Here is a 25968-nt window from a genome sequence, read left to right as displayed (position 1 = left end):
TCCTTCAGATTGCGTCGGTTGATCGCTTTGGCGCGCGGTCAATTGCGCGTTTGGCGTATTCCCTGAATCTCGCGCGCGGCGCTCTATCCGTTCGATAACCGGCCGGATGTGGAGTGCCTGAATGCAAACCCCGAAACCCTCGCGTCGCCAGTTCCTGACGGCTGTTGGAAATCTGGCCAGCGCCAGTTGGGTAACGCTGCACTGGCCGCAGATCGCGCAGGCCGCGACGCAGGCCGACAGCCACGACCATCACCGCAGCCACGATGCATCAGGCCATACCAGCTTCACCACGCTGACCAGCGCCGAAGCGGACATCGTGGATGCCATCGCCAACCAGATCGTGCCGGGTGGTGAGACTCCCGGCGCGCGCGATGCGCGTTCGGTCTATTTCATCGACAACGCGCTGGGCAGCTTCTTTGCCGCGCAATTGCCTGCTTTTCGTGAAGGGCTGGCCGATTTCATGGCAGCCTATGCCGCGCACAGCGGTGGTTCGGTACCGTTTTCCGCCGCATCGGATGCGGATCAGATCGCTTTCCTGCATACGGTGGATGAAACGCCCTTCTTTACGGCGGTGCGGCGGCTGACCGTGCTGGGGATGCTGGCGCTGCCTAAATATGGCGGCAATTTCCAGAATATCGGCTGGAACCTCATCAAGATGGAGGACCGGCATTTCTGGTCCGCCCCCTTTGGCCATTACGACCGCGATTACCCTGGGTTCGAGCCTTACCCCGGCACCCAGCCCCTTACCGCCTGACCGGAGCGCCTGATAGATGGATCGCAAGACTTACCCGACCAGCGAAACGGTCGATTTCATCGTAGTAGGTTCGGGCGCAGCGGGCGGCGTGATGGCGCGCGAACTGGCGCAGGCGGGGCACAGCGTGGTTCTGATGGAACAAGGCCCGCGCATGGAGCCATGGGATTTCGAGCATGACGAGCTGAAATACCGCCAGCTTTCGGGCATCACCAACAGCCCCGATGCCAGTCCGCAGAGTTTCCGCCGCGACGAAAGCGAAACCGCGCGCCGCGTAATGGGGCGCAATTCGCTCACCTATGCCCGCGTGGTGGGCGGCAGCAGCAGCCACTTCACCGCCAATTTCTGGCGCCTGCACGAAATCGACTTCATCGAACGCAGCCGGCTGGGCGCGATCGAGGGGGCGGATTTGCGGGACTGGCCGATCACCTATGACGAGCTGGAGCCGTATTATACCAAGGTCGAATGGGAAGTGGGGGTGTCGGGCTTGGCAGGTTCCAGCCCGTTCGATCCGCGTTTCAGCCGCCCCTATCCCATGCCGCCGCTGCCGGTGAAATCGTCGGGCGTGTTGTTCGAACGCGGCGCACGGGCGTTGGGCCTGCATCCTTTCCCCGCGCCCATGGCGATCAATTCGATGGTTTATCGAGGGCGTCCCGCCTGCACCCAATGCGGGTTGTGCGGCGGTTTCGGCTGCGAAGTGCGCGCCAAGTCCTCCTCGGTCTGGACGGTGATCCCCGAAGCCGAGGCGACCGGCAATTGCGAGGTTCGCTCGGAAAGCTATGTCTTCCGCATCGGCATGAACAGCGCCGGGCGCACAACGGGCGTGCATTATTTCGACAAGGACAAGGTCGAGCATTTCCAGAACGCCCGCGCCGTGGTGGTCTGCGCCAACGGGGCAGAAACGCCGCGCCTGCTGCTCAATTCAGCGAACAATCAGTTTCCCGATGGGCTGGCCAATTCCAGCGGGACGGTGGGCAAATATCTGATGTTCAACAAGGGCGGCAGCGCGGCGGCCCGGTTTGAACATCCGCTCAACGAATACAAGGGCGCGGCGGTGACGCGCATCCTGCACGATTTTTACGACAGCGATCCGGCGCGCGGCTTCTATGGTGGGGGCGGGTTTACGGCGCGGTCCGCCGCGCCGCTGACCTGGGGGCAGAGCGTGCCCGAAGGAACACCGAGCTGGGGCGAGGGGTTCAAGGAATATCTTGCCTCCTTCACCTACTGGATGAACTGCGCCGGGCACGGCACATCGCTGGCGCAGGAGACGAACCGCGTCGATCTGGACCCTGAACTGAAGGATGCCTGGGGCATCCCGGCGATGCGCGTGACCTACAAGGACCATCCGGACGATATCAAGCACGCGCAATTCCAGGTCGAAAAGGCGACCGAAATCATGCAGGCCGCCGGCGCGGTGGAAGTGGTTCCGGGCCATATTGAAGAAGCGAATGGCGGGGTGCACCTGCTGGGCACCTGCCGCATGGGCAATGATCCGAACACCTCGGTCATCGACAAATATCACCGCACGCACGACGTGCCCAACCTGTTCCTGTGCGACGGATCGAGCATGGTGACATCGGGCCGCGGCCAGCCGACCGAAACGATCGCCGCGCTGGCCTTCCGTGCGGCGGATCATATCAACCGCTTTGCCCGCACGGGCGAGATCTAGCAGCTTATCCCACCATCTGCGCGACGGCCTGTTCCAGCGCGTGCGGCGAGGACAGGTCTTCTGCGGCAATTCTCGCACCCGTCAGGGCAGGGCGGATTACGGCGAGCTCTGGATCGGATAATTTCTGCGGCCCTTCCACCAGCAGGTTGAAGCGCTGCACCGGCAGCCCGCGTGCCAGACATTCGGGGCCGAGGCGCGAGAGCACCATGGCTTCTGTCCGCCGGTCCATGGCAAGGATGTTTCCGGCTGCCAGCAGCGACACCGGCTCGCGGGTCAGCCATTCCTCCCTCAGCCGCAGGCCTGCGGCATCGTGCAGCCCTGTTGCCAGCCCGCGCGCCTCCAGCGCCGCCGCGATGCGGCTTGCCAGTGCCCCGCCGTCATCCATGTCCGCCACGATCACCACCGGCACGCGCCCGTCGCCCCCGCCCATCAATTCGCGCAGCACGGCCGGATAGACCGCTGCGGATGTCGTGCCGCCAAGTTGCGGTTGCGCGTTCACTTCGCATATGCCTGCGCCGCCCTCGCGCCACGACCGGGCGATATCGGGGATCAGCAGGTCCACCCCGGCAATGTCGAGGCGCAAACTTCGCGCGGCGCGCACGGCCAGCGCCGCATTGTCGGGATGCACCTTGTCGAACACGGCTACTGGCATACCACCCGTGGCGACATTGGAATTGCGGCGGAGGCGCACGAAGCGGCCTTCTTCAGGCACCGAACCGGCTTCTAGCCCCTGCCGCGCGAGCAGAGCCACGGCCTCCTCGTCGATCAGCAGCTTCTTCAGGGCGGAATGGGGACCGGCGCCGCGCCGGGGATCGGCATTGGCGGCGGCAACCAGTTGCTCCACGGTGGATGCGCCATCCCCCGTCACGCCGCCCGGCACGCGTTCCACCGCCCAGATCACCCGGTCGTGCAGCACGGTCAGGCGGTAATCGCGGCCTTCGATATGCTTTTCGACCAGCACATTGCTTGATGCCGCGCTCGCGGCCGCGAAGGCGCTTGCCACCTCTTCCACGCTGAGCAGGCCTGCCGCCACGCCCTTGCCGCCATCCTGATCGATCGGCTTGACCACCACGGGAAAGCCAATCGCTTTGGCAGCCGCCAGCGCTTCGTCGCGGGTGGCGACCCTCTGATGCAGCGGAACGGGCAGGCCTGCGGCACGCAGAATGGCGGCGGATTGCATCTTGTCGCGGGCCAACTGGGTGGAAATATATGGCGTGGCGTCGGTGAAGGTGCTGTCGAGCCAGCGCGCCTTTGCCCCGTCGCCATATTGCAGGAACTGGCCGGGCAATTCGCGGAAGGGAATCCCCAGATCATGCGCGGCACGCATCACGCGGGGCACATTGCTGAGGCGCGGCCCGGTCGCGCCCAAGGCGGTGAACAGCCGCGCGACCTCGGTCTGCAGCGCCATGTTGAGCGGGCCGTCGATCAGCGAGGGGATGAGCCGCAGCAAGCCCTGGATCACTTGCGCCAGCGGGGCGATGCTGCGCGGCATGGTGGGTATCACGCAGTGCCAGCTTTCGCCCCCTCTCACCAGAACGCGCGCCGGCTCGAACACGGGCAGACCGCAGCCTTGCTGCACCGCGTCCACCAGCGCCAGCCACCAATCGATGGTGCGCGTGGCAGAGGCGGGCGTCGCCTCGCTCGATACGCTTCTGCCGGGCCAGTGCCCGGCCAGCGCGGGCAGCAGCCGCAGCAAGCCCGCTTCCGCCCTTTGCCGAGCGGCGATCGGTATTTCCGGGCCGCTGAGCTCTATCAGGAGTGTAGGGTAGAAGCTGCCATAGGCATAGCCCAACGTGCTGCGCGGATTCTTTCGCAGCACCCAGACCGGATTTTGTGCTGACGTCTCTGCCGTCACCGGGGATGCTCGCTGACAATCGTCATCAGCGACCAACGCAAGCCTAGCATACCGCCGGGCAGCAGGTCGGTTCCGGGACCGGTTTCCAGCGCCTGCGCCACATGTTCGGCATCGGTCTTGCAGATATCGAACAGGCGGCGGCAAAAGCCGGCCATGGCCGCGCGATCGGGAAAGACCCAGTGAAAGCGCCGCAATTCCGCCGAAAGGACGCGCCAGCCTGTGTTCTCCAGTTCTCTCAGCGTGGAATCGTCCAGAAACACGCCCTCGTGCCCGGTGCTGTTGTAATCGCCCACAAAGCCGTCGAGAAAATGCGCGGTGGCCGTGCCGCGCGCCACATCGGACAGGGCAAACTTCCCGCCGGGTCGGGTAATGCGCCGCATATCGGCAAACAGATCGCGCTTGTCGGCCAGATGATGCACCCCGGCAAGGCTGATTGCCGCATCCGCTTCGCCATCGGCAAAGGGCAGCGGAAGCAGCGGGCGGGCGGCCTCCGCCGCGCCGGTGCGGTGATTGGTGAAATCGGCGCAGGGTTCGTGCCCGATCCAGCGGCACCCTTCGGGAAGGAAGCCGCGCAGATAGCCGCCGCCCGCGGGCACATCGGCCACGGTCATGCCCGCCGTAACGCCGGCAGCAGCAATGACCTGCGCAAATTCCTGCGCGCGGGCCTGGGGCCACGCCAGCATGGCCTGATCATAGCTGGAGCCGCGCTGCGTGAAGAGTTCCGTGTAGCTTGGCCCGTCCTGCATCTTCTCTCCTCCCCCAACTGCCGTGCCTAAATCAGTCTGTTGCAAATGCCCAGTCTCACTGCTGGTCCGCCATCCCGCAAGGTATCCTCAAGGGATAATGCGTCGATGCCGTTACAGGCCTGACTGGCTGCGGGACATTCGCAAAGCGATGCAGCCGCGCCCTTGATCGGCGTCAAGCGGCACGAATGGCGGATTTACCGGTCTTGACAGCGAAAACTGTTGCGCAGCTGCAACAGTTGCACCGCCAGATGGGCTCAAGGCAGACTTTGTGCGGTGTTGAACCAAGGCTGCGCGCCCTCATCTCCGTCCCTGGCTTGGACGCAACAGAGGAGTAATGAGGATGTTTACCAAGCGTTTTCAGCGGATCGCCCTGGCTTCTGGCGCGGCTCTTGCCGCGTTGGCTGTTCCGGCTGCGGCACAGGCCAACGATTTCTACGTTGGCGTGTCGGGCGGTATCGCCTTTACCCAGAATTCGGCCAACAGCGGTGAATTCGACACGACGGTTCCCGCCACAGCCAATTGGCCCGCTATCCCGGCGGGCACTTCGCTGGGTTGGCGCACCTCGTTTGACAACGGCCTTGCCCTGTCGGGTGTGGCGGGCATCGCCACCGACAGCGGCATCCGTGCCGAAGTCGAACTGGCCTATAGCCGCAACGGGATCGACACGCACCGCGGCCTGGCCGTGGGTGGCACGGTTATCGACAATCTGGATTCGGCGGTGCTGACGCGCGGTGCGCCCAATGCCAACAATCCGACTGTCGGGGCGCTGATCGATGACGGGGAAGGCAATGTGTCGAACCTGGGCGTGTTCGGCAATGTGTTCTATGACATCCCGACAGGTGGCGGCGTAACCCCCTATCTCGGCGCGGGCCTTGGCTATGTGAATACCGATGTGAAGTATCGCCCGTCGGGCGTGGGTGTGGCCGATGAAAGCGATGACGGCTTTGCCTGGCAGGCAATGGCCGGCGTTTCGCTGGCGCTGAGCCAGAACGCCGATTTCTTCAGCCAGTACACCTACCGCTCGCGTTTCAAGGATGCGAAGGTGGGCCTCGACCTGCTGCCCGCGACGCTGGGCGTGGAACTCGACCAGTCGATCGTGACCGCCGGCGTGCGCCTGCGCTTCGGCCAGTAATCGCCTGATCGGTTGAAAAGCGAAGGGCGCTGTCACCCCGGCGGGTGGCAGCGCCCTTTTTTGTGCGGTCAGAAGATCGGCCAGACGCGATAGATGCTGTAAGTGCTGGTCGCGATCAGCACGATCGCCACCGCCAGCAGCAGCCAGCGCGGATTGATCCGCTTGGCGATAATCGCGCCAAACGGCGCCGCCGCCACCCCGCCGATGATCAGGCCCACCGTCACCACCGTGAACGCCGCCAGCCCCAAAGTGGAGATGAAGGCGAGGGAAATCGCGGTGGTGATCAGGAATTCGGCCGAATTGACCGTGCCAATGGTCTTGCGCGGATCGCTGCCCTGAACCAGCAGGTTCGAAGTGACGACCGGCCCCCAGCCGCCGCCGCCCGCCGCATCAAGGAACCCGCCCGCCGTTGCCAGCGGGGCGGTATATTGCGGATCCTTCACCTGCGGCGTGCTGTGGCGGATCGCCTTCACCAGCAGATAAATGCCGATGCCGGTCAGGTAGAGCATGACAAAGGGGCGGGCGACCGATGCGTCGATATTCGACAGCACATAAGCGCCCATGACCCCGCCCAGAATGCCGAACAGCACCAGCCGCTTGAACAGGCCCCAGTCGATATTGCGGTGCCAGATGTGGCTCGCCCCCGATGCGCCGGTGGTGAACATTTCCACCAGATGCACGCTGGCCGAAGCAGTGGCGGGCGAAATCCCCAGCACCGCCACCAGCAATGTCTGGGTGACGACGCCAAAGGCCATGCCCAGCGCCCCGTCGATCATCTGAGCGGCAAAGCCGACCGCGATGAACGGCAGGATGTGGTAGATCGTGATATCGGCCAGTTCGAACATGGGCGGCTCCTTGCGGCACAAATTCCGCTTCGGTCCCGATATTATCAATCAAAAAAGTAGACAATTAGGCGCTGTGCAAAGATTTCGCTTTCGGCAGGAAAGTCCGGCTTTTGCGGGACCGAATTCGGCTATTTGTCCGAATCCGACGCGGCAAAGGGCGGCACGGAATCAATTCTGTCGGACAGGCGGATGCTGTCCAGCAGCTCTGCCGTGCGGTCGCGCACTTCCAGCATCAGGGCCCGCGTGCGGCATTTGCCTTCTTCGAGGCAGTTTGTGCATTTCTCGTGCGCATAGCGGCTAGCGCAGGGCACCAGCGCGAGCGATCCGCGCATGATGCGGATGAGATCGCCATAGGTGATGGCAGCAGGTGCCAGCGCCAGCCAGTATCCCCCGTCCCGCCCGCGCTGCGATGCGACCAGACCCTGCCGCCCCAGTTCGGACAGGATGACTGTAAGGAACTTGGCCGGGATGTTTTGCGTCTCGGCAATCTCGCTCAGCGGCACCGGGCCCTGTCCGTGCCGGTCCGCCAGATGCTGCATCGCGCGGATGGCGTAACGGGTTTTTTGCGACAGCATGGCCTTTGTCTATCGCCCTGCCTGGCAATCCGGTCAACCGGGGCGGATCAATAGCCGAGGATGGCTTTCACCTCGCAATATTCCTCCAGCCCGAACACGCCATATTCGCGGCCATTGCCGCTCTGGCGGTAGCCGCCAAACGGGGCATAGCCCGACCAGGCGGGGTAATTGATGTGCACCTGCCCCGCGCGGATTCGGTTCGCCATGCGCCGCGCCGCTTCCTGGTCAGCGGACTGGACGTGGCTGGACAGACCATAGACCGTGGCATTGGCGATGCGCACGGCGTCCTCCTCGTCCTCGTAAGGCTGGATTACCACAACGGGGCCGAATATCTCCTCCTGCGCCACGCGCATGTCGGGGGTCACTTCGGAAAACACGGTGGGCCGGGCAAAGAAGCCGCGGTTCAGCCCGGCGGGGCGACCGGTGCCTCCGCAGACCAGCTTTGCACCTTCGTCGATCCCGGCCTGAATCAGGTCCTGCACCTTGGCGAATTGCGGTGCATTCGCCAGCGGGCCGATCATGCAGGCATCGTCCAGCGGATTGCCGACCACGATCGAATCGGCGGTTTCCGCCGCCAGCGCTTCTACCTCGGCCAGTCTAGCGCGTGGCACCACAAGGCGGGTGGGGGCGGCGCAGGATTGCCCGACATTGCGCATCGCGCCCAGTATGCCCTTGGGCACGGCGGCGGCAAAATCGGCGTCGGGCAGGAACACATTGGGCGATTTTCCGCCCAGTTCCTGCACCACCCGCTTGATCGTCGGCGCGGCCGCCTGCGCCACCAGCACGCCCGCGCGGGTCGAACCGGTAAACGAAACCATGTCCACCTTGGGATGGCTCGCCATCGCCGCGCCCACCGCCTCGCCCGTGCCGTTGACCAGGTTGAACACGCCCGGCGGGGTGCCCGCATCGTGCATCACCTGCGCAAACAGCAGCGCGCTGAACGGCGACAGCTCGCTGGGCTTGAGCACCACGGTGCAGCCTGCGGCCAGTGCGGGGGCAACCTTGGCGGTGATCTGGTAGAGCGGCCAGTTCCACGGCGTGATCAGCGCGCACACGCCAATCGGTTCGCGCTGCACATGAATGCCGTTCACTTGGGTCTGGAATTGGTAATCGCGCAGCACGTCCAGCATCACGCGCACATGTTCGATGCCGAAATGCACCTGTCCGGCGCGCGAGAAGGTGATGGCGGCACCCATTTCCGCCGTGATCGCCTGCGCGAACTGTTCGGCGCGTTCCTCCAGCAGGTCGCAGATGCGCGAAAGCAGTGCGAGGCGCACCGCCTTGTTGCTGCGGGAAAAGCCGGGGAAGGCGCGGGCGGCGGCGGCCACGGCCAATTCGACATCGCTGGCATTGCCCGCCGCGATTTCGCCGATCACTTCCTCTGTCGCCGGATTGGTTACCGGCAGGCGCGGGGCATCAGGCCGGTCCACCCATCGGCCGTCAATGTAATGGCGCGTGTCGATCTTCAAGGCCGTTCTCCCCCCCCTTGGCGTCTATTCTGTTTGCAGCCACCCTGTCGCCGCCCGGCCGCGCGGTCAACATCGCTGTTGCACCCTCCGGATGCGGTGTTAGCATCGCGCTATCCGGATCGGCGCGGAAAACAGCGCACCAGCATGACGACCGGGGGAGAGGATGCCCATGGCCTATACCACGCGCACCGGCGCGCTCGACGCCTATGAAAAAGGCACGATCGCGCTGAACGATGACCTTCGCAAATACGCCTTTTCCAATGTGTTCGAAGTGGCCGGCATGTCTGCCCCCTATGAACGCGTGGCGGTGGTGCAGAACCTCGAATATGTGGCCGAGGCCGTGCGCGCCGAGGGGGAATCGCCCTGGTATGCCGCCCCGCACGATGAATTCGCGATCGTGATGGATGGCGAGATCGCGTTCCATTTTATCCAGCTGGCAGACGACCAGGTGCCGGGACACGCAGGCGGTGCAGTGCGGTTGGGCGGGCAGCCCAATGGCGCGGTGATGGGCCGGGTGGTGGCGCGAAAGGGGCACCAGGTGCTGTTGCCCAAGGGCGCGGCTTACCAGATGCGCGCCGCGCGCCCCTCCGTTGCCATCATGCAGACCGTGGACGGGCCGGAGACGGTCAAGCGCTGGTCGCAAATCTGCACCTTGCAGACGGAGGCCGTGCAATGAGCGTTCTGGACGCCAAGGTGGAGCGCCTGTCCACCGATCCCGCCACGGGCTACACCGCCTTTCGTCTTGGCAGCTTCACCTTCCGGCGCGATGAGTATTTCGCGCATGTCAGCTGGCCCAAGGGCAGCCACATCATCGAAGTGGACCGCTTCCTGCGGGCGATGGTGCGCGATATCGGCTGGGGCTTTTTCTACGGCTGGATTTTCTTCGACGACATTTTCGGCACCACCAACCATTACGGCACCGTGGATATCTTTGCGGGCTCTTATGATAAGGGATACCGCGAGGCGGGTATCGATCACCTCGAAACCTTTACCGCAGAGGCGGTGAGCGAGGCGTTCGAGGCGATCAGCCGCGACTGGATTTCCGAAGGCTACGACCCGCTTAACGCGCCGCTGGAAACCGGATCACCCATTGGCCCCAAGGGGCCGGAGCGCACCGATCCGCTGCTGCGCGCCTTTATCGCGGCGGACCGGATGCTCGGCCTGCCGGGCGACAAGCCGGTGCGGTCCGACGAAACGGGCCACCCTATCAACCGCGCCTTTGCCGATCTGGAATACGACGCGCCCGAAATCGAATGCGCGCCGGGTTTCGAGGGGCAGCTCCACGCGATCAACCTGTTCGAGCATATCGCCCGGTCAGATGTCACCTGGAACCCGTCGATCAGCGCGGTCACCCGCGCCAATATCTGCTGCGTGACCAGCGAGGAGCACATGCTCCCCGTGATCCACGGCAATGACCGCAACGAATGGTTCATCCAGCTGACCGACGAGATTCACTGGTCGATCGCGGACAAGGAAACCGGCGCGCCGCGCGGGCGGGTGGTGATGCGGCCGGGTGATGTGTGCGCCATGCCCGCCGATATCCGCCATCAGGGCTTCGCGCCCAAGCGTGCCATGCTGATGGTGATGGAAAACGGCACGCCGGGTCTGGAACAACGCTATGCCAGCGGCGAATTGAAGCCCTATCCGGTCGATTTCCGGTAAGCGCCTTGCGGCCGGGGGTCAGAACCCCCAGCCGAAGGACACGCCCACGCTGGTTTCGGCAAGGCGAATGTCGGCTTCGCCGCCACCATAGGGCAGGGGGATCGAGCCTGCGCCTTCCACCACATTGGTGGGCGCGCGCATGGCAAACACGGTGATTTCGCGCCCGCCGCCGATTTCAGCCGTGGCGCCCACGGTGAAATGGTCCTGCACCACGCCGGGTGCCAGAATGTTGAGGAAGGTTTCGCTCTGCGGCACCGGATTGTCCGACCGGCCGTATCCTGCGCGCAGCGTCAGGCTTTCGGTCGCCTCGACGCTTGCCCCCACCTTGAAAACATTGACGTCGCGCCAGCCAAAGCCGGGGCCCCCTTCCGCGCCAAAGGGCACGCCGCCGAACAGCGGAGAGAGCGGATTGCCGACCGACTGCACCTTGGAATATTCGATCCGCTTCACATCCACGCCCAGCATCACGCCCGGCAGCGGCGTAATGCCGATCCCGGCGCCATAGCTTTCGGGCACATCAAAGCCGCCACCTTGCGCAAACAGGCCGGCATATTTGTCGAAATGCTTCGCCTCGATCCGGGATTGGTAGAACGCCCCGATCGAAACCGCTTCCGAAAGCTGGCCCAGATAACCGACGCGAAGCCCGCCGCCGATCGACCAGTCGGTGCCGCGATTGGTGAAACTGCCCGGCGCGGAGGAAGCGGCGGCAAAGGGCTGCACACCCTGCATCCGGAAACCCTGCACCAGCAGAATGGGCGAAATGCCGAAAGAATGGCCCGGCGCAAACTCCGCCGCCAAAGTTGGCGAGATGAAAACCTGCTTCAGATCGACGCCCGCCGGCCCGGATGCACCGAAACTGGCAAAGGGATTGGTCTCGTAATCGGTGTTCATGCCCCCATTGCCGTTGATCGTCAGCGCAAACGCCACCCGGTCCGACAGCTGGCGGACATAGCCGAATTCGGGAAGGATGAAGGGATTGGCGCCGTTGCCCGAATAATCGCCGTTCAGCCCTGCGCCATTGCCCGAAATGCCCGCCCCGCGATCAGGAATGAAGATTTCCACGCCGAAATCCACCCGCTTGTCGAGCACGGTGGCAGATGCCGGGTTGCTGGCAGGCGACAGCGCGTCCTGCGGCAGTCCAATGGCCACGCCGCCCATGCCCTTTGCCTTGGCGCCAATGCCGCTGAGGAAATAGCCGTCGGTCGCCTGCGCGGGCGATCCGGGCAAAGCAGATGCAGCAGCAGCCAGCGCAAGCGCGGCAAGGGGGCGGGGTGCGGAAATTCGGGTCATGATGCGATGCCTGTTCTGTTCTTGTAATGCAGCCTTGTGTCCGCCGTGCGGGTGCTGCGCGGCGCCCCTAGCGGCAGAAGCCGGCGGCGCGAAGAAAGATTGTCTTCGGGGTGCAAAACTTTAGCCGGAAGTTGCGTGAAGGGGCTGGCAAAGCGCCAAAGCTTTCCCTACATTAACAATGTGGGAAGCGCGCTTCACATTCAGCCTGACCCTTGGGTCGAGGATCTTATCAAGGCGTCGCCGATTGCCTCGGTGATCAGCAATCCGCGCCTTGAGGACAACCCGATTGTGGCTTGCAACCAGGCATTTGTCGACCTGACCGGTTATGGTCCAGAGGAGATCCTCGGCCGCAACTGCCGCTTCCTGTCCGGCCCGCAAACCGAACCGTGGCTGTCCGATGCCATTCGCCAGGGCGTACGCGACAAGAAGCCGGTGATGGTCGAAATCCTCAATTACAAGAAGGATGGCACGCCCTTCCGCAATGCGGTTCTGGTGGCACCGATTTTCGACGAGAAAGAGGAACTGACCTATTTCCTCGGTTCGCAGGTTGAATTGCCAGAGGATGCGAGCGGCCCCAGCAATGTGCGCCGCGCGCGTGCCGCTGCCAAGGTGCGCGAACTCTCGCCCCGCCAGCTGGAAGTGCTGCAACTGGTCGCCAGTGGTCTTCGCAACAAGCAGATCGCCTGGGAACTGGGACTGTCGGAAAAGACAGTAAAAATGCACCGCGGCATCGCCATGGAAAAGCTGGGCGTGCAGACATCGGCCGACATGATCCGTCTGGCCGTGGAAGCCGGCATCTAGTTTCCGTCCCGCGCGTCTGCGTCACCGCCTTTGGCCGCATGGGCCAAGGTCCATGTATTTTGTTGCGGGCTTTGGGTGCATACCGCATTTGCATCGCAGCCGGATCTGTCGCGGGACCTCACCCTTCCCCCCTCTAGTTCCGCGTCCTCCATCCCACCCGTCCGGCTGCGATGCCCCACAATTCCACAGCAGGTCGGATCGGGTCGGCACGGATGAACGGCACAGGGCAGGGCAGACCGCTTGGCAGTTCGCACGTGCAACGCCTTGTCGTCTGGCATGACGGGGCCTGCCCGCTGTGCCGGCGCGAAATTTCCCTGATGCGCAAATTGGACCGGCGCGGCGCAATTGACTTCATCGACATCGAAACCGCCGATCACGCGCAATGCCCCGTGTCGCGGGCCGAGCTGCTGGCGCGGTTCCATGCCTTGGAAAACGGCCAATTGCTCAGCGGCGCGGCCGCCTTTGCCGCGATGTGGCGCGCCATTCCGGTGCTGCGTCCACTGGGACTGCTGGCACGCAACCGCCGCATGCTGCGCGCGCTGGAGTGGCTCTATCTGCGCTTCCTGGCGGTGCGGCCGCGCCTGCAACGGCTGATGCGTTAATTTCCCCAATCGAGGCGCGGCACGAAATCGGCCAGATAGCGCCGCCAGTTTATCCAGGTGTGACCACCATCGGTCTCGTTGTAATGATGCGCGATGCCGTAGTCATCCAGCAGCGCGCGGGTGGGCGCGACCGTGCCATACAGGAAATCGTCCACGCCCATCGCGTAATAGACAAGGCGCATCTGCTGGGCCGACTCGCGCAGCGCGGCATCGTGGCGCGCCCGGTATTCGTCCACATCGTCGCGGCCCATGCCAAGCCCCATCGAGAAAATGCCCACCCGGCTGAACAGATCGGGCCGGGTAAGCCCGTGGCGGATTGTATGCGCGCCACCCATGGAGAGGCCCGCCATCGCGCGGTGATCGGCATCGGCCATCGTGCGGAAAGTGGCATCGATATGCGGGATCAACGCGTCATGCAGGTCGGCCCCGAAATCGGCATTGGCCAGCATCGCTTCGAGCGGCGCATCTGCACGCTGCGGCGTATGGCCGAAGGGCATGACCACGATCATAGGCTGCGCGCGGCCGGCGGCCAGCAGATTGTCGATAATGTTGTGCGCATGACCCACCTGCGTCCAACTATCCGCCGAATCGCCCGCGCCGTGCACCAGATAGAGCACCGGATAGCGCTCCGCCCCGTTCATGTAGCCGGGCGGCGTGTAGACATAGGCGCTGCGCTTCGCGGCCAGCGGGGCAGACCAGTATTCGACCACGCTTACCGTGCCGTGCGGCACATCGGCGTGCCAGCGCTGGAAATCGCCCTCTGGCCCAGCCAGATCGACGGTGGAATTGATCCCCGTCCGCTCACGGCTGAACGTCGTCGCCAACGGATCGGGCACGCGCGCGCCGTCGACCAGGAAATTGTAGCGGTAATTATCTGCCGGAATGGGGTCAGAAGTGGTCACGTGCCACAGGCCGCTGGCGTCGCGCTGCATGGCAAGGCCGCCATTGGGGCCCAGCGGCACCTGCGCAATATCGTTGCTGATCAGCTTCACGCTGACCGCATCGGGTGCGCAAAGGCGGAAAGTGACGCGCCCATCGGGCAGTTGCTCCACAGAACGGTAATCGGGCTGGGCCCATTGCCCCTGCGGCAGACATGAGGTGGGGGAAGGGGTGTGGTCCTGCGCGAGGGCTGGCGGACCCGCCAGCGCGGCAAAGGCAAAAGCGCCGAAAACGGCTGCACCAAATCGGGTCATGATGATCCTCCCACCAATTTCAGGTGGTTATCGCGCCACCGTCGGGAAGTGGCAAGTCGGCAATGCCGTCGCGCCAAAACAAAGCGGGGGCTCCTCTCGGAACCCCCGCTTGTGCGGGCATGTGCCGTGGCCAGCGTGCTTGCGGGCTGGCCGGCCCCGGCGATGCCGGTCTCAGTTGCCCTGCGCGCGGCGAGCGGCCGCGGCAACGGCTTCCGTGGTCGGGTTGCCGAGCGAGAGCTCGCGACCGTTGGGGAAGCGGATTTCCGCGGCCGAGGCGCGGGTGTCCCCATCCCGGGCCTGGAAGGCATCAACGATGATGTCGGTGCCGGCCGGCAGCGAGTTCCTGTTCCAGCCGCGGCGCAGCAGAGCCGACGGAGCGCCGCCTTCCACGCGCCAACGTTCGACACGGCCGTTGCGGCGAACGTCGATGTGGATCCAGGAGTGGGGGTTCACCCACTCGAACATCACCACCTTGCCTTCGAGGCGGATCGGGCGGTTGCGGTCAAATTCGGTGGCGAACGAGTGGTGGGCGGCAGCCCCCACACCGGTCACCGCCAGCACGGCACCGATCGCGGCGATGCTGAGCTTCTTCAGTTGCATGGCGTGTAACTCCTTGTGTCTCACGATTCGTGAAGTCTTGCGGGACTCCGACCAGATTGGGTTACCACCCCGGTCATTGGCCCTCGATTAAGTCACCGTAAAGCAGGTGTTCAGAAAACGGCACGCACTTGAATTCAAGCAGCTGTGCATTGGGTTCCATACGGCGATAGATGGGCATACGGATGGTCCACGGGCGCGAATAGATCGTCGGATCGTCGATCGTGGCGACATATTCGATGTGGTTCGGGCCCATCAGGGTGAAACGCTCGGTCACCGTCGCGTGGTTGGTCAGGTAGTTGCCTGCCCGGTCCAGCCAGGTGACGCCTTCCACCATTTCCCCGGCGGGCAGCTTCACCAGGCCCGGCCCCAGCGCCAGCGTGGTGACAACCAGCGTGTCGCCTTCCCACTGGCCGTAGGAGGTGCCCATCCAGGTGTCGATCGGAGGAATGCCGACTTCCTGCATGTGAATGACGCGGTTGGCCGAGGCGTATTCATACGCAATCAGGATGTCGTCATTATTGCCCTGAATGATCTGGAACGGATAGGGCATGTAGGTCGCACGCGGAATGCCGGGCAGATAGCAGGCGGCTTCCGGATCGTGGCGGATCAGATTGGCGCGGTGCTGTTCCAGCCGCTCGCGCGCTTCGGGCAGATAAGGGATCTCGCCCCCGTCGATCACGCCAAGCCCGGCGGGAATCGCGCCAATGGCACCCAGCAAACGGTCGGCCGCAGGGATAGGATTCGGGCCCGCGCTGTGCGGTTCCAGGTTCCAGTTGGCGGTGTTCATCACCTGCCACACACCGTTCAGGTTCGGCTTGCCATCGATGCGTTCCATCGAAGCGCCAGCCTGCGCCGCCGCCGGTGCATGGCTGAACGCGAGCAGGGCCGCAGCCGCTACTGCCGTCGAAAATTTCTTAATCCCCCGCATAACCTCTCCTGTATGCAAATGGTTCAAAGCGAATAGACCGTGATAACGCCGCTGGCGTTGATCGCGACATATTGTTTGCCGTCGCTTCCCCGATAGGTCATCGGATTGGCATTGGCATTACCGTTCAGCACCGCCTCCCACAACTGGGCACCGGTGGCAGAATCAAAGGCACGAAAACGCCGGTCGTTTGTCGCACCCACAAAGACCAGGCCGCCCGCAGTGACGGTGGGGCCGGCGCTGCCCGAATTGCCGAGCAATTGCTTGCCTTCGGGCTGGCTCTCGTAAATCCCAAGGGGAACAGCCCACAGGATTTCGCCGGTATTGGCATTGACCGCAGTCAAACGGCTCCACGGCGGGCGGTAACACGGCGCGGATACGCCCACCGGGCGGCCATTGGCGTCATATTCGCCGCCCAGCGGGGCCGAGAAGGTGAAGAACGGCCCCTTGCCGTCAACACTCGCCCGGTCATAGGGCGGGGCGGAGGTCGCATCGAAGCTGTAGGGGCGGTCGCCCTGCACGCGCTCCACCCAGCCGACCAGCGAGGTGTCCTGCGCGTTGACATAGACGATGCCGGTGGTGGGGTCAGCCGCGGGGCCGCCCCAGTTCACGCCGCCCGTGCCGCCGGGCAACTGGATGGTCGAGCGGACCGGCGCGCCTTCCGCGCGGAAGTGGAACGGGGTGTAGATGCCGAAATTGAGGTAGCCACCTGCACGATCCCACATGGCGCGGCAGGCCGCGGCATGGGCTTCGTTGGTGTCTTCTGCCGTGACGATGTCGTCATAGGTGAGGCTCACGCGGCTGAGCGGCGGAGTCACCTGCGGGATCGGCTGGGTCGGGTGATAATATTCGCCCGGCACATCGCCGCGCGGCACCGGCATTTCTTCCACCGGATGCACCGGTTCCCCGGTGGTCGAATCGAGCAGGAAGAACAGGCTGGACTTGCCGATATTGGCAATCGCGCGCTGCGGGCCATTGGGGCCATTCACCGGGATCAGCGGGCCGGAATTGGACATGTCGATGTCCCACAGATCGTGGTGCACCGTCTGGAAATGCCACTTGTAGGCACCCGTGCGCAGATCCACCGCGACAACCGAATTGCCGAACAGGTTCGATCCGGGGCGGTCGCCGCCATAGTAATTGTGTGCCGGGCCGGCGATCGGCAGATAGACCGTATCGGTCGATGCATCCACCGTGGCGGCAAAGCCCCACATATTGGTGCCGCCGCGATCCCGCGCCCCGTCCACGCCCCAGGTGTCACCGCCCAGCTGGCCGTGATCGGGCGTGGTGTCGAATTCCCACAGCTTTGCGCCGGTCACCACATCGAACGCGCGCGGATTACCCGCCGCGCCACGCGGATTTTCCAGGCTGGCCGCACCGATGATCGCGACATTGCGGTGGATCGTGGGCACGCCGCCAAAGGGGACGCCGACATTGACCATGCCGCCATCGCCAAAACTTTCGACGAGCTGGCCGGTCGCCGCATCGAGCGCCACCAGCATATTCGACCGCATCACGTAAAGGCGCGGCGCCATGCCTGCCTGACCGGGCCAATAGCCAAGCCCGCGGCCCGAATAGCCGCCACCGCCCATGCCGCCTTCGGGTTGTTCGGAAGCAGGTGCCTCGTGCACCCAGATTTCCGCGCCCGTGGCCGCATCAAGCGCCACGACGCGGTTTTGCGCGGTGATGTACATCCGCCCATCAATCACCAGCGGAACGGCGGTGTTGAAGGCGCGCAACGGATAGGTCCAGACCTGGCGGAGCTGGCCCACATTGCTGCGATTGATTTCGGTCAGCGGGGAATAGCGGGTGGTGGCAAGATCGCGGTTGATCGTCGGCCAGTCGCCGGCGGGAATCGATTCCTGCGCCAGCCCGGCGGTTGCACCGGCCGAAGCCAACATTGCTGCAATCAGAAGGCGTGCTGCCTTGCGCATCAAACTCCACTCCCGCCCCAAATGTGTCCGGAACCACCGCACATCAGGCATTTGCACGAAGGCGCGCTGCCCGATTTTGTTGATTCTGTCCTAAAGGCGCATACACAGTTTGACAATGGCCTGCGGGCGAGCGGAGCTGACAAATCTGCCGTCCGAAAACCGCCGGGCCACGGCCGATTTCCACGCGAAAAGCGTTGGAAAATACGCGGGCGAAAGTCGAGCCGCACTTTGTGACAAATTGTCGCGATTGGTCTCGCCTGCACGGTGGGACTTGGCGTTTGGCTTGAGAATCGGTAGCGGGTTTTGCGCCAAATCAAGGTTTGGCTCCCGGAATGCCAGCAATGGACCGGGCATAGTCAACGTTTGAGGGGGTTTGAACGGGCGCCGCAAGACAATCACGCCCGGCAAGCCAGAGAGAACACGCGTGGGAGCCCGGTGAGATGCTGGATTTGCTATTCAATATGACGGACTGGTTGAGGACGACCTTCCTCCTCGACTTCTCGTTCTGGCTGACCGAGACGTCGCTCAGCCACTTCATGGTCGAAAACTTCTGGAATGTGCCGATCGCGCAGGTGATTCACATCGTCTCGATCGCGCTGGCCTTTGCCTCGCTCCTGATGTTGACGCTGCGCGTAAACGAAAAGGCGGGCACCACCCTGTCGATTTCGGCCAATGCCGCGCGCTATCTGCCGTGGATGTGGTGGGGTCTGGCGGGCATCGTGATCAGCGGCCTGCTGATGATTACCGCCGAACCGATCCGCAACATGGTGAATGCGGTGTTCTGGATCAAGATGGTCCTGCTGGCGGTTGCCATGGTGCTGTCGATCAGCTTTCAAAAGGCGGTGAAAGCCAAGGCGCTGGCAGGGGGCGAAGGCTATGTCGCCAGTTCCGGAACGCGCACCACCGGCATCGCGCTGGTCGTGCTGTGGTGCTTTATCATGCTGTGCGGTCGCTGGATCGCCTATGTTCCGGTTTGAGGGGGGAGTAGACAATCATGTATCCTGAACCGACCAATATCTGGCAGGCGATCGAATATTCGCCGCTGGGCATCGGCATCGCCGAAAGCCTGTGGGCCTTTCCGATGATCGAAACGGTCCATGTGATCGCGCTGGTCACCGTGTTCGGCACCATCGCCATCATGGACCTGCGGATGCTGGGCCTGGCGTCGACCAATGTGCCGATCACCCGCGTTTCGAACGATACGCTGAAATGGACCTGGATCGGCTTTGTTACCGCCGCGATCACGGGAACGCTGCTGTTTGCCAGCAAGGCGAGCACCTATATGGTCAATCCGTTCTTCCTGACGAAGATGGGGATCATGGCGCTGGCGGGCCTCAATATGCTGATCTTCCACTTCGTCACCTACAAGACGGTGGATCAGTGGGACAGCGCGACCAGCCCGCCCACCGCGGTGAAGGTGGCGGGGCTGCTGTCGATCATCATGTGGCTGGTGATCGTGTTCTGCGGCCGCGCAATCGGGTTTACTCTGGGCATCTATCTGCCCGAAACCGGCTTCTGATCGCAGCGCCGTTTCAGGCCGGAATGCCAGAACGAAGGGCCGCCCGTAAAAAGGCGGCCCTTTTTGCTGGCATCATTCACCTTCATCCAGCGCGAAGACATAGATGCTGGCCGAATTGACCGGCGGCAGCGGCAATTCGGGCGTAAAGTTCGGCAGGCCGAACGCCAGCGGGTTGCCCATACCGGTGACGACCGCGACATATTGCCGCCCGTCCACGGCATAGGTGATGGGGCTGGCATTGGGCACGCCGGTCAGGCCCGTGCGCCACACTTGCCGCCCGGTCGCCTGATCGTAGGCCAGAAACTCCCGGTCCATCGCGCCGGTGAAAAGCAGCCCGCCCGCCGTGGCGAGCATCCCGACATCGTAGGGAGCACGGCGGCGATGTTCCCACACGATCTCGCCGCTCGCCATGTCGAGCGCCTGGAGCAGCCCGTAATTCCCGTCGCTGTCAGGGCGGGCGGAATAGTAGATATCCACCCCGCTCGACAGGAAACCGCCTTCCTGATTGGGCACCAGTTCCATGCAGGTATCGCGCGAATTGACGAACAGGCGCCCGGTGCCTTCGTCAAAGGCGGTGGGGCTCCAGTTGCGGCCGCCGCCCGCATGTGGGCATAGGAAGCGCGCCGGTTGGTCGCGGCCCGGCAGCAGGTTCGGATCGGGTGTCTTGCGGCCCGTTACCGGATCAATGGCGATGATGAAATCCTGATAGCCGAGGTCAGCGGTCGAGATATACTGCCCGGTCGCCGCATCCAGCGTGTCGAACAGCCCTTCCTTGCCGCCTGTCATCACCACGCGGCGTCGCTGCCCGTTGATCGTCAGCGTGCCGACCACTCGCTCGAACACCCAGTCCAGATCATACTGATCGTTCGCCATGTGCTGGAAATACCAGACGAGTTCGCCCGTGCGCGGACGGAAGGCGAGGGTGGAATTGGTGAACAGCCCGTCATTGTTGCCGCCGGGTATGCGGTCGCGCACAGGCCCGGTGTCGTAAGTCTGCGCCACGCCCCACAGCGCAAGGCCGTTGACCGCATCATAGGTGCCGCTTGTCCAGACAGAGCCGCCGCGCCGTTCTTCATCCGGCACGCCGTTCCAGGTGTCGCCGCCGGTGGTGCCGGTCTTGGCCACAGTCTCGAATGTCCAGAGATGTTCGCCCGTGGCCGCATCCACCGCCACGATCAGCCCGCCGCCGGGGCGCTGCGTGGCAAGGCCCGCCATCACCACGCCATCGGCCACCATCGGTCCGCCATTGCTGCGCAGCTGGTCGGGATTATCCACCATCCGCACATCCCACACCGGGCGACCCGTGCGCGCATCGAGCGCCATCAGATGCAGGTCGGAGGTGGCGATGATAAGCTTGTCATCCCACAGCGCCATCGTCTTTTTGGACAGTATATTGGTGCCATCGGGCAATTGCCGCTGATAGCGCCAAAGCGGCCGGCCATTGGCCGAGTCAAAGGCGAATACTTCATCCCCGAAGCCGAACACATACAGCACCCCGTCGCGCACCAGCGGCTCGTTCATGGTCGGCCCGGCGGGCAAGGCTTGTGCCCAAGCGACATTGAGGCGGCTGACATTGCCGGTATTGATCTGGTCGAGCGGGGAGTAGCCGTGCCCGTTATGACCGCGCCGCCACGCCAGCCAGTTATGCGGTTCGGGATTGGCCAGCTGCTCTGCCGTCAAGGGCGTGTAATTCGCAAAGCGATCCACCGGCGCAGGGCTGGCGGGAATCGGATGGTTGGCCGAAATGCCGCCAATGCCCAGCGCGTTGCGCACTTCGGGCGGCGGGGCAGGGGGCATGGCCAGCGCCAGATCGCGCGCCACCGGCACATCCAGCGTCCCGCCATTCTCGTGCACGATCAGCGCGGTGAGCGCGGCATAGGCCGCATCGCCCAGCCTTCCGCCGCCACCCGGCGGCATCGAGGTGCGGATATAGCGTTCCAGTTCGCCCACCGGGATTTCGCCCCAATTGGACAGGAACACCTGGCCCTTCAGAGTCCCGGCAAATTGCCCGCCTGCCAGCGTCTCGCCATGGCAGGCGGCGCAATTGGCGGCATAGAGCGCGCGGCCCAGTTGCACCTGCTCGGCAAAGCTGGTGGCGGCTGGCGCGGTGCCTTGCGCATTGGCGGCGGCCAGGCCTGCCAAACCCATGGCAGCGACCGAGGCCAGCAGACCTCGCTTGTAAAACGGCATTCTCCCCTCTCCCTCGCAGTGTTCTGCTTGGGCGCCACTATGGATCATGAAGGGCGCAGCGCAAGGGGGAAGGGGAGATTGTCCGGGCGTCAGTTCCCGGCGGCGATGCCCAGCGGGCCTGCCACACGGTCCTGGAACAGCGCCTGATAGAGCGCGTCCTGTTCGGGTGTCAGCCACGGCCCCACGGCGGAGCCATCGGCATCCAGACGCATCACTGCGCCGCGCGGGGTTTCGCTGATGGTGGGCCAATGCGGCAGGCCCGCTCCGTTGGGATTGCCGGTGGCGGCAAAGTTCACCCAATATTGCGAGACCTGATCGGCAAAGCCTTCCTCGCGCGGATTGCCGCACATGAGTTCCACCGACGATCCGCCGGGGAAGGTGCGCGGGGCGCACAGATTGTTGAACACATAGGGAATCTCGCCCGTATGCGCCGCGCCCAGATCGGCCCGGTCAGGATCGTAGAGCGGATCATGCGTGAAGTAATAGAGGTATGCGCCCCGGCCCAGCCGCGCCTGTCCTTCCGCAAACTGGCGCATATGCCAGGTCATCGCGTCCGAGAAGGGGCGCACCGATTGCGCGGCGGCCTCGGCATCGGTGCTGGCGGGATAGGCTGCGCGGCCAAGTTCCACATGGGCACCATAGCGCATGGCTTCGCCCTGCATCCAGCTGGCGAGCGTGGCGGGCGGGCCGAAGGCGGCGGTGAAACTGCCTTCATCCTCGTTCGAACCGGCGAGCACGTCCCACGGGTTCTGCCGGTTGTTGGCGACCGCGATGGATACGTCTTCGGGAATGATGTGCCCGTCCACGATCATCCCTGCTCCGCGCAGCTTGGCGTGGATTTCCTCTGCCGGAATGGCGCGCAAGGCGGCAAGCGAGGTTGTACCGAATTGTGCCTCGGCCTGCTGCATCGCCTGCTGCTCGGCGCGTTCACGCGTAACCATGGGCGCGATGCCCAGGCCCATCCACGCGCCCGATTGGGGAATCGCGCGGTGGACCAGGTCGCGCGCGGCTGGTGCGCCGACAAGGCCGCCTGCCATTGCCGCGCCCGCACTTTCGCCAAAGATGGTAACGCGGTCGGGATCGCCGCCAAAGGCCGCGATATTGTCCCTGACCCATTGCAGCGCGGCGATCACATCGCCCAACGCCTGGTTGCCGCTGGCGCCATGCGGGCTGGCGGCGGTGAGTTCCGGATGGCTGAAAAAGCCCAGCGCGGCGACGCGGTAATTCAGCGTCACCATCACCACGCCCTTCGCGGCAAGGTGATCCCCGTGGCTGAAGGGGCTGGAGCCGCCGCCTTCGTTATAGGCCCCGCCATAGAGCCACACCATCACCGGCAGGCGTTCCTCGCCCGTGGTCGCGGGCGTCCAGATGTTGAGGTAGAGGCAATCTTCCGAAATGCCGGGGCTGTCGGGCATATCGGTGGCGGAATTGGGCGGGAAACGGGTGGGGGCAGGGTTCTGCACGCAGCTGTCGCCCCATGTGTCGGCCATGCGCACGCCATCCCAGCTGGCGGGCGGCTGCGGCTGTTCCCAGCGCAGATTGCCCACGGGGGGGGCGGCAAAGGGGATGCCCTTGAACACGGTAATTCCGTCCAGTGCGCCGGGAACGCCGCGCACCAGGCCTTGGGCGGTCTGCACCGGACCGCGGGCAATCGTGTCCTGCGCGGATGCCATTCCGGTGGTGGCGCAAGCAGCAAGGCTGGCCGCGACAAGCGCGGCAAGGCCGGTTTTGGCAAAGCTGGGTTTCATGGCCGTTCTGTCCCCGTGAGGGCCGCCTCAAGCCGTTGCGGCGGCAGCCTCTTCCCATTGATTGACTGTCGAATCTTGCTGAATGGCGGGCCGGGGCGCATCCGGTCCCAGCCCGCCCGATCAGCGCGTCTGTGGGCAGCGCTTAGTGCGCGCCGCCATCGCCACCTTCGGTTTCGCGCACGGGCTGGAGGCCCGCGCGGCTGGCGGTGATGTAGTTGCGGATCTGCACATTGCCTTCATGGCAGGCATATTCGAAGAACGAATATTCATCGTTGCGCGACCAGTCGAGGCGGGCGGTCCACGGTGCGGTAAACACGTCCGGATCTTCATAGGTCAGTTCGTAGATGATCGAATCCGGACCCGTCATGGTCAGCCGTTCCACCACCTTGGCCTTCGGGCTGGTGGGGATGGTGTTGAACGGCGGCACGCCCAGCGTCGCCATGTTCAGCGGCGAGGGCCCGCGCTCATAGGCGTTCTGCGGCACGCTGTCGCCCGCGATGATATTGGTCGTCTCCACCACCAGGGTGTTGCCTTCCCACCAGCCGATCGACTGGCCCATCCAGGTGCGCACATTGGCGGGCCAGCGGCGCGCATCGGCGGCCGCCTTGTTCGCCACGATCGGGATGATCCGCGCATCGTGGATCATTTCGAGGTTGATCACGACATAGCCGGGCGATTGCAGCACCTGGATGCCGTTGTTGTAGCGGAACGGGAACATCGAAGCCGGGAAGCCGCGCGTGACGCAGCGGTCCCAGGTGTCGAAATCGCTCACCCAGTTGAACTGCGTGTTCGGCGTCCAGCTGGAACGGCCAGCCTGGTAGCGCGCCTGCGCTTCGGGCGTCAGCGGGGGAAGCTGGCCGTTGGCCGGGCTGACCAGCAGATTGGTGCGGCGGCCCGAACTGTCCGATTCCACCCAGTGGCCCATGCCGATCGTGCCGCTTTCCTCTTCCGCGGCATAGCGCGCATCCGAGGCGTTGTATTGCGCCTGGCGGGCGGCATATTCTTCATCGGTCAGCCAGAAACGGTTGCCGTATTGGGCTGGGCGGTTCATCGGCAGGCTGGCGATATTGTCGATCGGCCACATCCCGCGGAAATCGGGATCGCCCCAAGGGGTGCGCGCAGGCTGGTAATCGGTCGGAACCGGCGGCATCACGGTAAGATCATCGGGCACCGGCTGCGCGGCGGCGGGGGAAACCAGTGCGGTGGTGGCCAGCGCGATTGCGCCGATAGCGGCGATTGAGCGGGTAAACCCGGTCTTTTTCATCTTGGACATGTCAGTTCTCTCTCCTGATATTCGGTAATTCAGATGCTTGCAGGCCAATTCCGGCCGGGAAAATTCAGTTCCGGTTGCCGACACCGCGGCTGGCGGGGTCCATCGCTGGCGGCGGGCCGGCATTGGGATCAATCGGCTCGACCATCCGCCCGCGCGCATATTCCGCCTCGCGCGCGGCGCGGTCGGCGGTGATGTAGTTGCGGATCTGCACATTGCCTTCGTGGCAGGCGTATTCGAAGAACTCGTAACTGTCGTCGCGCGTCCAGTCCATCCGCAGCGTGAAGGGCGCCTCCCACATCACCGGGTCGGAATAGGTCAGTTCATAGGTTATGGTGTCCGGGCCGATCATGTGGAAGCGTTCCACCGTGGTCGCCTCGCGGCTCATCGGCAAGGTGTTGTTGGGCGGAACGCCGCGTGTCGCCACGTTCAGCGGGGAAGCTCCGGGCTGGAGATTGGTCGTCTCCACCACCAGCGTGTTGTGATCTTCCCAGCGGCCCCGGCTCTGCCCGAACATGCCCGTCAAGGCCGCGGGCCATTGCGGGGTGTCGCTGACCGGAATGATCCGTGTGCCGAGCATTTCCAGCACAATCACCACATAGCCGGGCGCCTGGAATATGCGGATGCCGTTGTTGTAGCGGAACGGCAGCATGGATGCAGGGAAGCCGCGCGTCCAGCAGCGGTCCCAGCTGTCGAAATCGTCGACCCAGTCGAATGTCTGGCCCACCACCCAGCTCGACCGCATTTCGGCGGCATCGTGAATGCCCTGCCGGGTGAGGCGCGGAAGCTTGCCATTGGCAGGCTCGACGATCATCGATGTGCGGCGGCTGCCCGCCTGGTATTCGATCCAGTGGCCAAGCCCGATCGTGCCCTGCTGATCTTCGCTTTCGTAAGCCTGTTCCAGCGCCTCCACCCGGCCCTGTTCGGCGGCGAGTTCCTCGTCCGTTTTCCAGTGGCGCATACCGAAGCGGTCGGGCCGTTCCACCGGCAATTCGGCAATGTCGTTGATCGGCCATGTGCCGCGGAAATCGGGATCGCCCCACGGCGTGCGCGCCGGCTGGTAGTCGTTCGAAACAGCGGGCATCACGGTCAGATCATCGGGCACGTCCTGCGCCGCAGCAGGCAGCGCGCCAGCCAGCAGCAGGGCAGCGGCGGAAATCAAGGACAGGGACCGTGTCCGCATCGACGGCAT

At 64.2% G+C, this 25968-nt stretch carries 23 protein-coding genes; 9 read left to right on the top strand and 14 right to left on the bottom strand.

Translation table 11 applies throughout. From position 1 onward, the window contains the following. The first annotated feature begins 121 nt into the window (after positions 1 to 121). Both WFP39_RS07890 and WFP39_RS07885 read left to right on the top strand, forming a co-directional pair. Positions 122 to 754, top strand: a complete 633-nt coding sequence (locus tag WFP39_RS07890; protein ID WP_336918828.1) for a gluconate 2-dehydrogenase subunit 3 family protein — start codon at positions 122 to 124, stop codon at positions 752 to 754. Between the two features lie 16 nt (positions 755 to 770). Next, positions 771 to 2420: a GMC family oxidoreductase gene (locus WFP39_RS07885; RefSeq protein ID WP_336918827.1), complete on the top strand. Its 1650-nt coding sequence runs from the start codon at positions 771 to 773 to the stop codon at positions 2418 to 2420. A 4-nt stretch (positions 2421 to 2424) separates the two neighbouring features. Here WFP39_RS07885 and WFP39_RS07880 read toward each other — a convergent pair whose 3' ends face one another. Together WFP39_RS07880 and WFP39_RS07875 are read right to left on the bottom strand one after the other, a co-directional pair. After that, entirely contained in the window at positions 2425 to 4239 is a 1815-nt protein-coding gene (locus WFP39_RS07880; RefSeq protein WP_336918826.1) for an ATP-binding protein, read from the bottom strand. A 32-nt stretch (positions 4240 to 4271) separates the two neighbouring features. Then, complete coding sequence (locus tag WFP39_RS07875; RefSeq protein ID WP_336918825.1) at positions 4272 to 5021, bottom strand: class I SAM-dependent methyltransferase; 750 nt, start codon at positions 5019 to 5021, stop codon at positions 4272 to 4274. 340 nt (positions 5022 to 5361) lie between these two features. On the opposite strand from WFP39_RS07875, the gene WFP39_RS07870 reads away from it, so the two are divergent. Beyond that, on the top strand, positions 5362 to 6153 hold the full coding sequence (locus tag WFP39_RS07870) for an outer membrane protein (protein WP_336918823.1): 792 nt from the start codon (positions 5362 to 5364) through the stop codon (positions 6151 to 6153). A 68-nt stretch (positions 6154 to 6221) separates the two neighbouring features. Here WFP39_RS07870 and WFP39_RS07865 read toward each other — a convergent pair whose 3' ends face one another. The 3 genes from WFP39_RS07865 to WFP39_RS07855 all read right to left on the bottom strand — a co-directional run bounded on the left by WFP39_RS07865 (position 6222) and on the right by WFP39_RS07855 (position 9042). Continuing rightward, positions 6222 to 6998 carry a sulfite exporter TauE/SafE family protein gene (locus WFP39_RS07865; protein ID WP_336918822.1) on the bottom strand — a complete coding sequence of 259 codons (777 nt, stop codon included), beginning with the start codon at positions 6996 to 6998 and terminating at the stop codon, positions 6222 to 6224. A 128-nt stretch (positions 6999 to 7126) separates the two neighbouring features. Continuing rightward, a complete protein-coding gene (locus WFP39_RS07860) occupies positions 7127 to 7573 on the bottom strand; it encodes an RrF2 family transcriptional regulator (RefSeq protein WP_336918820.1) in 447 nt (148 codons plus the stop codon). A gap of 47 nt (positions 7574 to 7620) precedes the next feature. Further along, on the bottom strand, positions 7621 to 9042 hold the full coding sequence (locus WFP39_RS07855; protein ID WP_377923417.1) for an aldehyde dehydrogenase family protein: 1422 nt from the start codon (positions 9040 to 9042) through the stop codon (positions 7621 to 7623). Between the two features lie 169 nt (positions 9043 to 9211). Here WFP39_RS07855 and WFP39_RS07850 point away from each other — a divergent pair, with 169 nt between their 5' ends. After that, positions 9212 to 9718: a cupin domain-containing protein gene (locus WFP39_RS07850; protein WP_336918818.1), complete on the top strand. Its 507-nt coding sequence runs from the start codon at positions 9212 to 9214 to the stop codon at positions 9716 to 9718. Then, positions 9715 to 10704: a hydroxyquinol 1,2-dioxygenase gene (locus WFP39_RS07845; protein ID WP_336918817.1), complete on the top strand. Its 990-nt coding sequence runs from the start codon at positions 9715 to 9717 to the stop codon at positions 10702 to 10704. Before WFP39_RS07850 ends, WFP39_RS07845 begins: the two co-directional genes overlap by 4 nt. A gap of 18 nt (positions 10705 to 10722) precedes the next feature. Here WFP39_RS07845 and WFP39_RS07840 read toward each other — a convergent pair whose 3' ends face one another. Next, a complete protein-coding gene (locus WFP39_RS07840) occupies positions 10723 to 11994 on the bottom strand; it encodes an OmpP1/FadL family transporter (protein WP_336918816.1) in 1272 nt (423 codons plus the stop codon). 180 nt (positions 11995 to 12174) lie between these two features. On the opposite strand from WFP39_RS07840, the gene WFP39_RS07835 reads away from it, so the two are divergent. Further along, the gene (locus WFP39_RS07835; protein WP_336918815.1) at positions 12175 to 12795 is read left to right on the top strand and encodes a response regulator transcription factor; all 621 of its coding nucleotides are present in this window, start codon (positions 12175 to 12177) and stop codon (positions 12793 to 12795) included. A gap of 254 nt (positions 12796 to 13049) precedes the next feature. After that, a complete protein-coding gene (locus WFP39_RS07830; protein WP_336918813.1) occupies positions 13050 to 13397 on the top strand; it encodes a thiol-disulfide oxidoreductase DCC family protein in 348 nt (115 codons plus the stop codon). Here WFP39_RS07830 and WFP39_RS07825 read toward each other — a convergent pair. From WFP39_RS07825 to WFP39_RS07810, 4 genes are all read right to left on the bottom strand, one after another. Then, on the bottom strand, positions 13394 to 14590 hold the full coding sequence (locus WFP39_RS07825) for an alpha/beta hydrolase-fold protein (RefSeq protein WP_336918811.1): 1197 nt from the start codon (positions 14588 to 14590) through the stop codon (positions 13394 to 13396). The genes WFP39_RS07830 and WFP39_RS07825 overlap by 4 nt on opposite strands. Before the next feature lie 171 nt (positions 14591 to 14761). Further along, positions 14762 to 15190, bottom strand: a complete 429-nt coding sequence (locus WFP39_RS07820; RefSeq protein WP_336918810.1) for a DUF6152 family protein — start codon at positions 15188 to 15190, stop codon at positions 14762 to 14764. Between the two features lie 73 nt (positions 15191 to 15263). Continuing rightward, positions 15264 to 16118, bottom strand: coding sequence for a hypothetical protein (locus WFP39_RS07815; protein ID WP_336918808.1), 855 nt, complete (start codon positions 16116 to 16118; stop codon positions 15264 to 15266). Between the two features lie 23 nt (positions 16119 to 16141). Continuing rightward, positions 16142 to 18016 (bottom strand): outer membrane protein assembly factor BamB family protein, encoded by a 1875-nt coding sequence (locus WFP39_RS07810; RefSeq protein WP_336918806.1) that lies wholly within the window; start codon positions 18014 to 18016, stop codon positions 16142 to 16144. A 494-nt stretch (positions 18017 to 18510) separates the two neighbouring features. Between WFP39_RS07810 and WFP39_RS07805 the strand changes: the two genes are divergently transcribed. Beyond that, complete coding sequence (locus WFP39_RS07805; RefSeq protein WP_336918804.1) at positions 18511 to 19026, top strand: DUF6644 family protein; 516 nt, start codon at positions 18511 to 18513, stop codon at positions 19024 to 19026. 17 nt (positions 19027 to 19043) lie between these two features. After that, complete coding sequence (locus tag WFP39_RS07800) at positions 19044 to 19568, top strand: DUF6644 family protein (protein ID WP_336918802.1); 525 nt, start codon at positions 19044 to 19046, stop codon at positions 19566 to 19568. Between the two features lie 72 nt (positions 19569 to 19640). Here the strand turns inward: WFP39_RS07800 and WFP39_RS07795 are convergent, their stop codons facing one another. From WFP39_RS07795 to WFP39_RS07780, 4 genes are all read right to left on the bottom strand, one after another. Continuing rightward, positions 19641 to 21716, bottom strand: a complete 2076-nt coding sequence (locus tag WFP39_RS07795) for an outer membrane protein assembly factor BamB family protein (RefSeq protein ID WP_336918800.1) — start codon at positions 21714 to 21716, stop codon at positions 19641 to 19643. Positions 21717 to 21847: 131 nt separating this feature from the next. Then, positions 21848 to 23506 (bottom strand): carboxylesterase/lipase family protein, encoded by a 1659-nt coding sequence (locus WFP39_RS07790; RefSeq protein ID WP_336918798.1) that lies wholly within the window; start codon positions 23504 to 23506, stop codon positions 21848 to 21850. A 142-nt stretch (positions 23507 to 23648) separates the two neighbouring features. Next, entirely contained in the window at positions 23649 to 24779 is a 1131-nt protein-coding gene (locus WFP39_RS07785) for a hypothetical protein (RefSeq protein ID WP_336918796.1), read from the bottom strand. A 64-nt stretch (positions 24780 to 24843) separates the two neighbouring features. After that, complete coding sequence (locus WFP39_RS07780; RefSeq protein WP_336918794.1) at positions 24844 to 25959, bottom strand: hypothetical protein; 1116 nt, start codon at positions 25957 to 25959, stop codon at positions 24844 to 24846. Positions 25960 to 25968 lie beyond the last annotated feature (9 nt).

Origin of the sequence: Alteraurantiacibacter lauratis (assembly GCF_037154155.1) — a bacterium.
Classification (GTDB): Bacteria; Pseudomonadota; Alphaproteobacteria; order Sphingomonadales; family Sphingomonadaceae; genus Alteraurantiacibacter; species Alteraurantiacibacter lauratis.
Note: the sequence above shows the minus strand (reverse complement) of the source record. Positions and strands in the feature narration are given on the sequence as shown.

Excerpts from the sequence above, each read along its gene's own strand:
- WFP39_RS07890 (WP_336918828.1), top strand. The coding sequence starts at position 122 with ATGCAAACCCCGAAACCCTCGCGTCGCCAGTTCCTGACGGCTGTTGGA.
- WFP39_RS07885 (WP_336918827.1), top strand. The coding sequence starts at position 771 with ATGGATCGCAAGACTTACCCGACCAGCGAAACGGTCGATTTCATCGTA.
- WFP39_RS07875 (WP_336918825.1), bottom strand. The coding sequence starts at position 5,021 with ATGCAGGACGGGCCAAGCTACACGGAACTCTTCACGCAGCGCGGCTCC.
- WFP39_RS07870 (WP_336918823.1), top strand. The coding sequence starts at position 5,362 with ATGTTTACCAAGCGTTTTCAGCGGATCGCCCTGGCTTCTGGCGCGGCT.
- WFP39_RS07865 (WP_336918822.1), bottom strand. The coding sequence starts at position 6,998 with ATGTTCGAACTGGCCGATATCACGATCTACCACATCCTGCCGTTCATC.
- WFP39_RS07860 (WP_336918820.1), bottom strand. The coding sequence starts at position 7,573 with ATGCTGTCGCAAAAAACCCGTTACGCCATCCGCGCGATGCAGCATCTG.
- WFP39_RS07850 (WP_336918818.1), top strand. The coding sequence starts at position 9,212 with ATGGCCTATACCACGCGCACCGGCGCGCTCGACGCCTATGAAAAAGGC.
- WFP39_RS07845 (WP_336918817.1), top strand. The coding sequence starts at position 9,715 with ATGAGCGTTCTGGACGCCAAGGTGGAGCGCCTGTCCACCGATCCCGCC.
- WFP39_RS07840 (WP_336918816.1), bottom strand. The coding sequence starts at position 11,994 with ATGACCCGAATTTCCGCACCCCGCCCCCTTGCCGCGCTTGCGCTGGCT.
- WFP39_RS07825 (WP_336918811.1), bottom strand. The coding sequence starts at position 14,590 with ATGACCCGATTTGGTGCAGCCGTTTTCGGCGCTTTTGCCTTTGCCGCG.
- WFP39_RS07820 (WP_336918810.1), bottom strand. The coding sequence starts at position 15,190 with ATGCAACTGAAGAAGCTCAGCATCGCCGCGATCGGTGCCGTGCTGGCG.
- WFP39_RS07815 (WP_336918808.1), bottom strand. The coding sequence starts at position 16,118 with ATGCGGGGGATTAAGAAATTTTCGACGGCAGTAGCGGCTGCGGCCCTG.
- WFP39_RS07810 (WP_336918806.1), bottom strand. The coding sequence starts at position 18,016 with ATGTTGGCTTCGGCCGGTGCAACCGCCGGGCTGGCGCAGGAATCGATT.
- WFP39_RS07805 (WP_336918804.1), top strand. The coding sequence starts at position 18,511 with ATGACGGACTGGTTGAGGACGACCTTCCTCCTCGACTTCTCGTTCTGG.
- WFP39_RS07800 (WP_336918802.1), top strand. The coding sequence starts at position 19,044 with ATGTATCCTGAACCGACCAATATCTGGCAGGCGATCGAATATTCGCCG.
- WFP39_RS07795 (WP_336918800.1), bottom strand. The coding sequence starts at position 21,716 with ATGGGTTTGGCAGGCCTGGCCGCCGCCAATGCGCAAGGCACCGCGCCA.
- WFP39_RS07790 (WP_336918798.1), bottom strand. The coding sequence starts at position 23,506 with ATGAAACCCAGCTTTGCCAAAACCGGCCTTGCCGCGCTTGTCGCGGCC.
- WFP39_RS07785 (WP_336918796.1), bottom strand. The coding sequence starts at position 24,779 with ATGTCCAAGATGAAAAAGACCGGGTTTACCCGCTCAATCGCCGCTATC.
- WFP39_RS07780 (WP_336918794.1), bottom strand. The coding sequence starts at position 25,959 with ATGCGGACACGGTCCCTGTCCTTGATTTCCGCCGCTGCCCTGCTGCTG.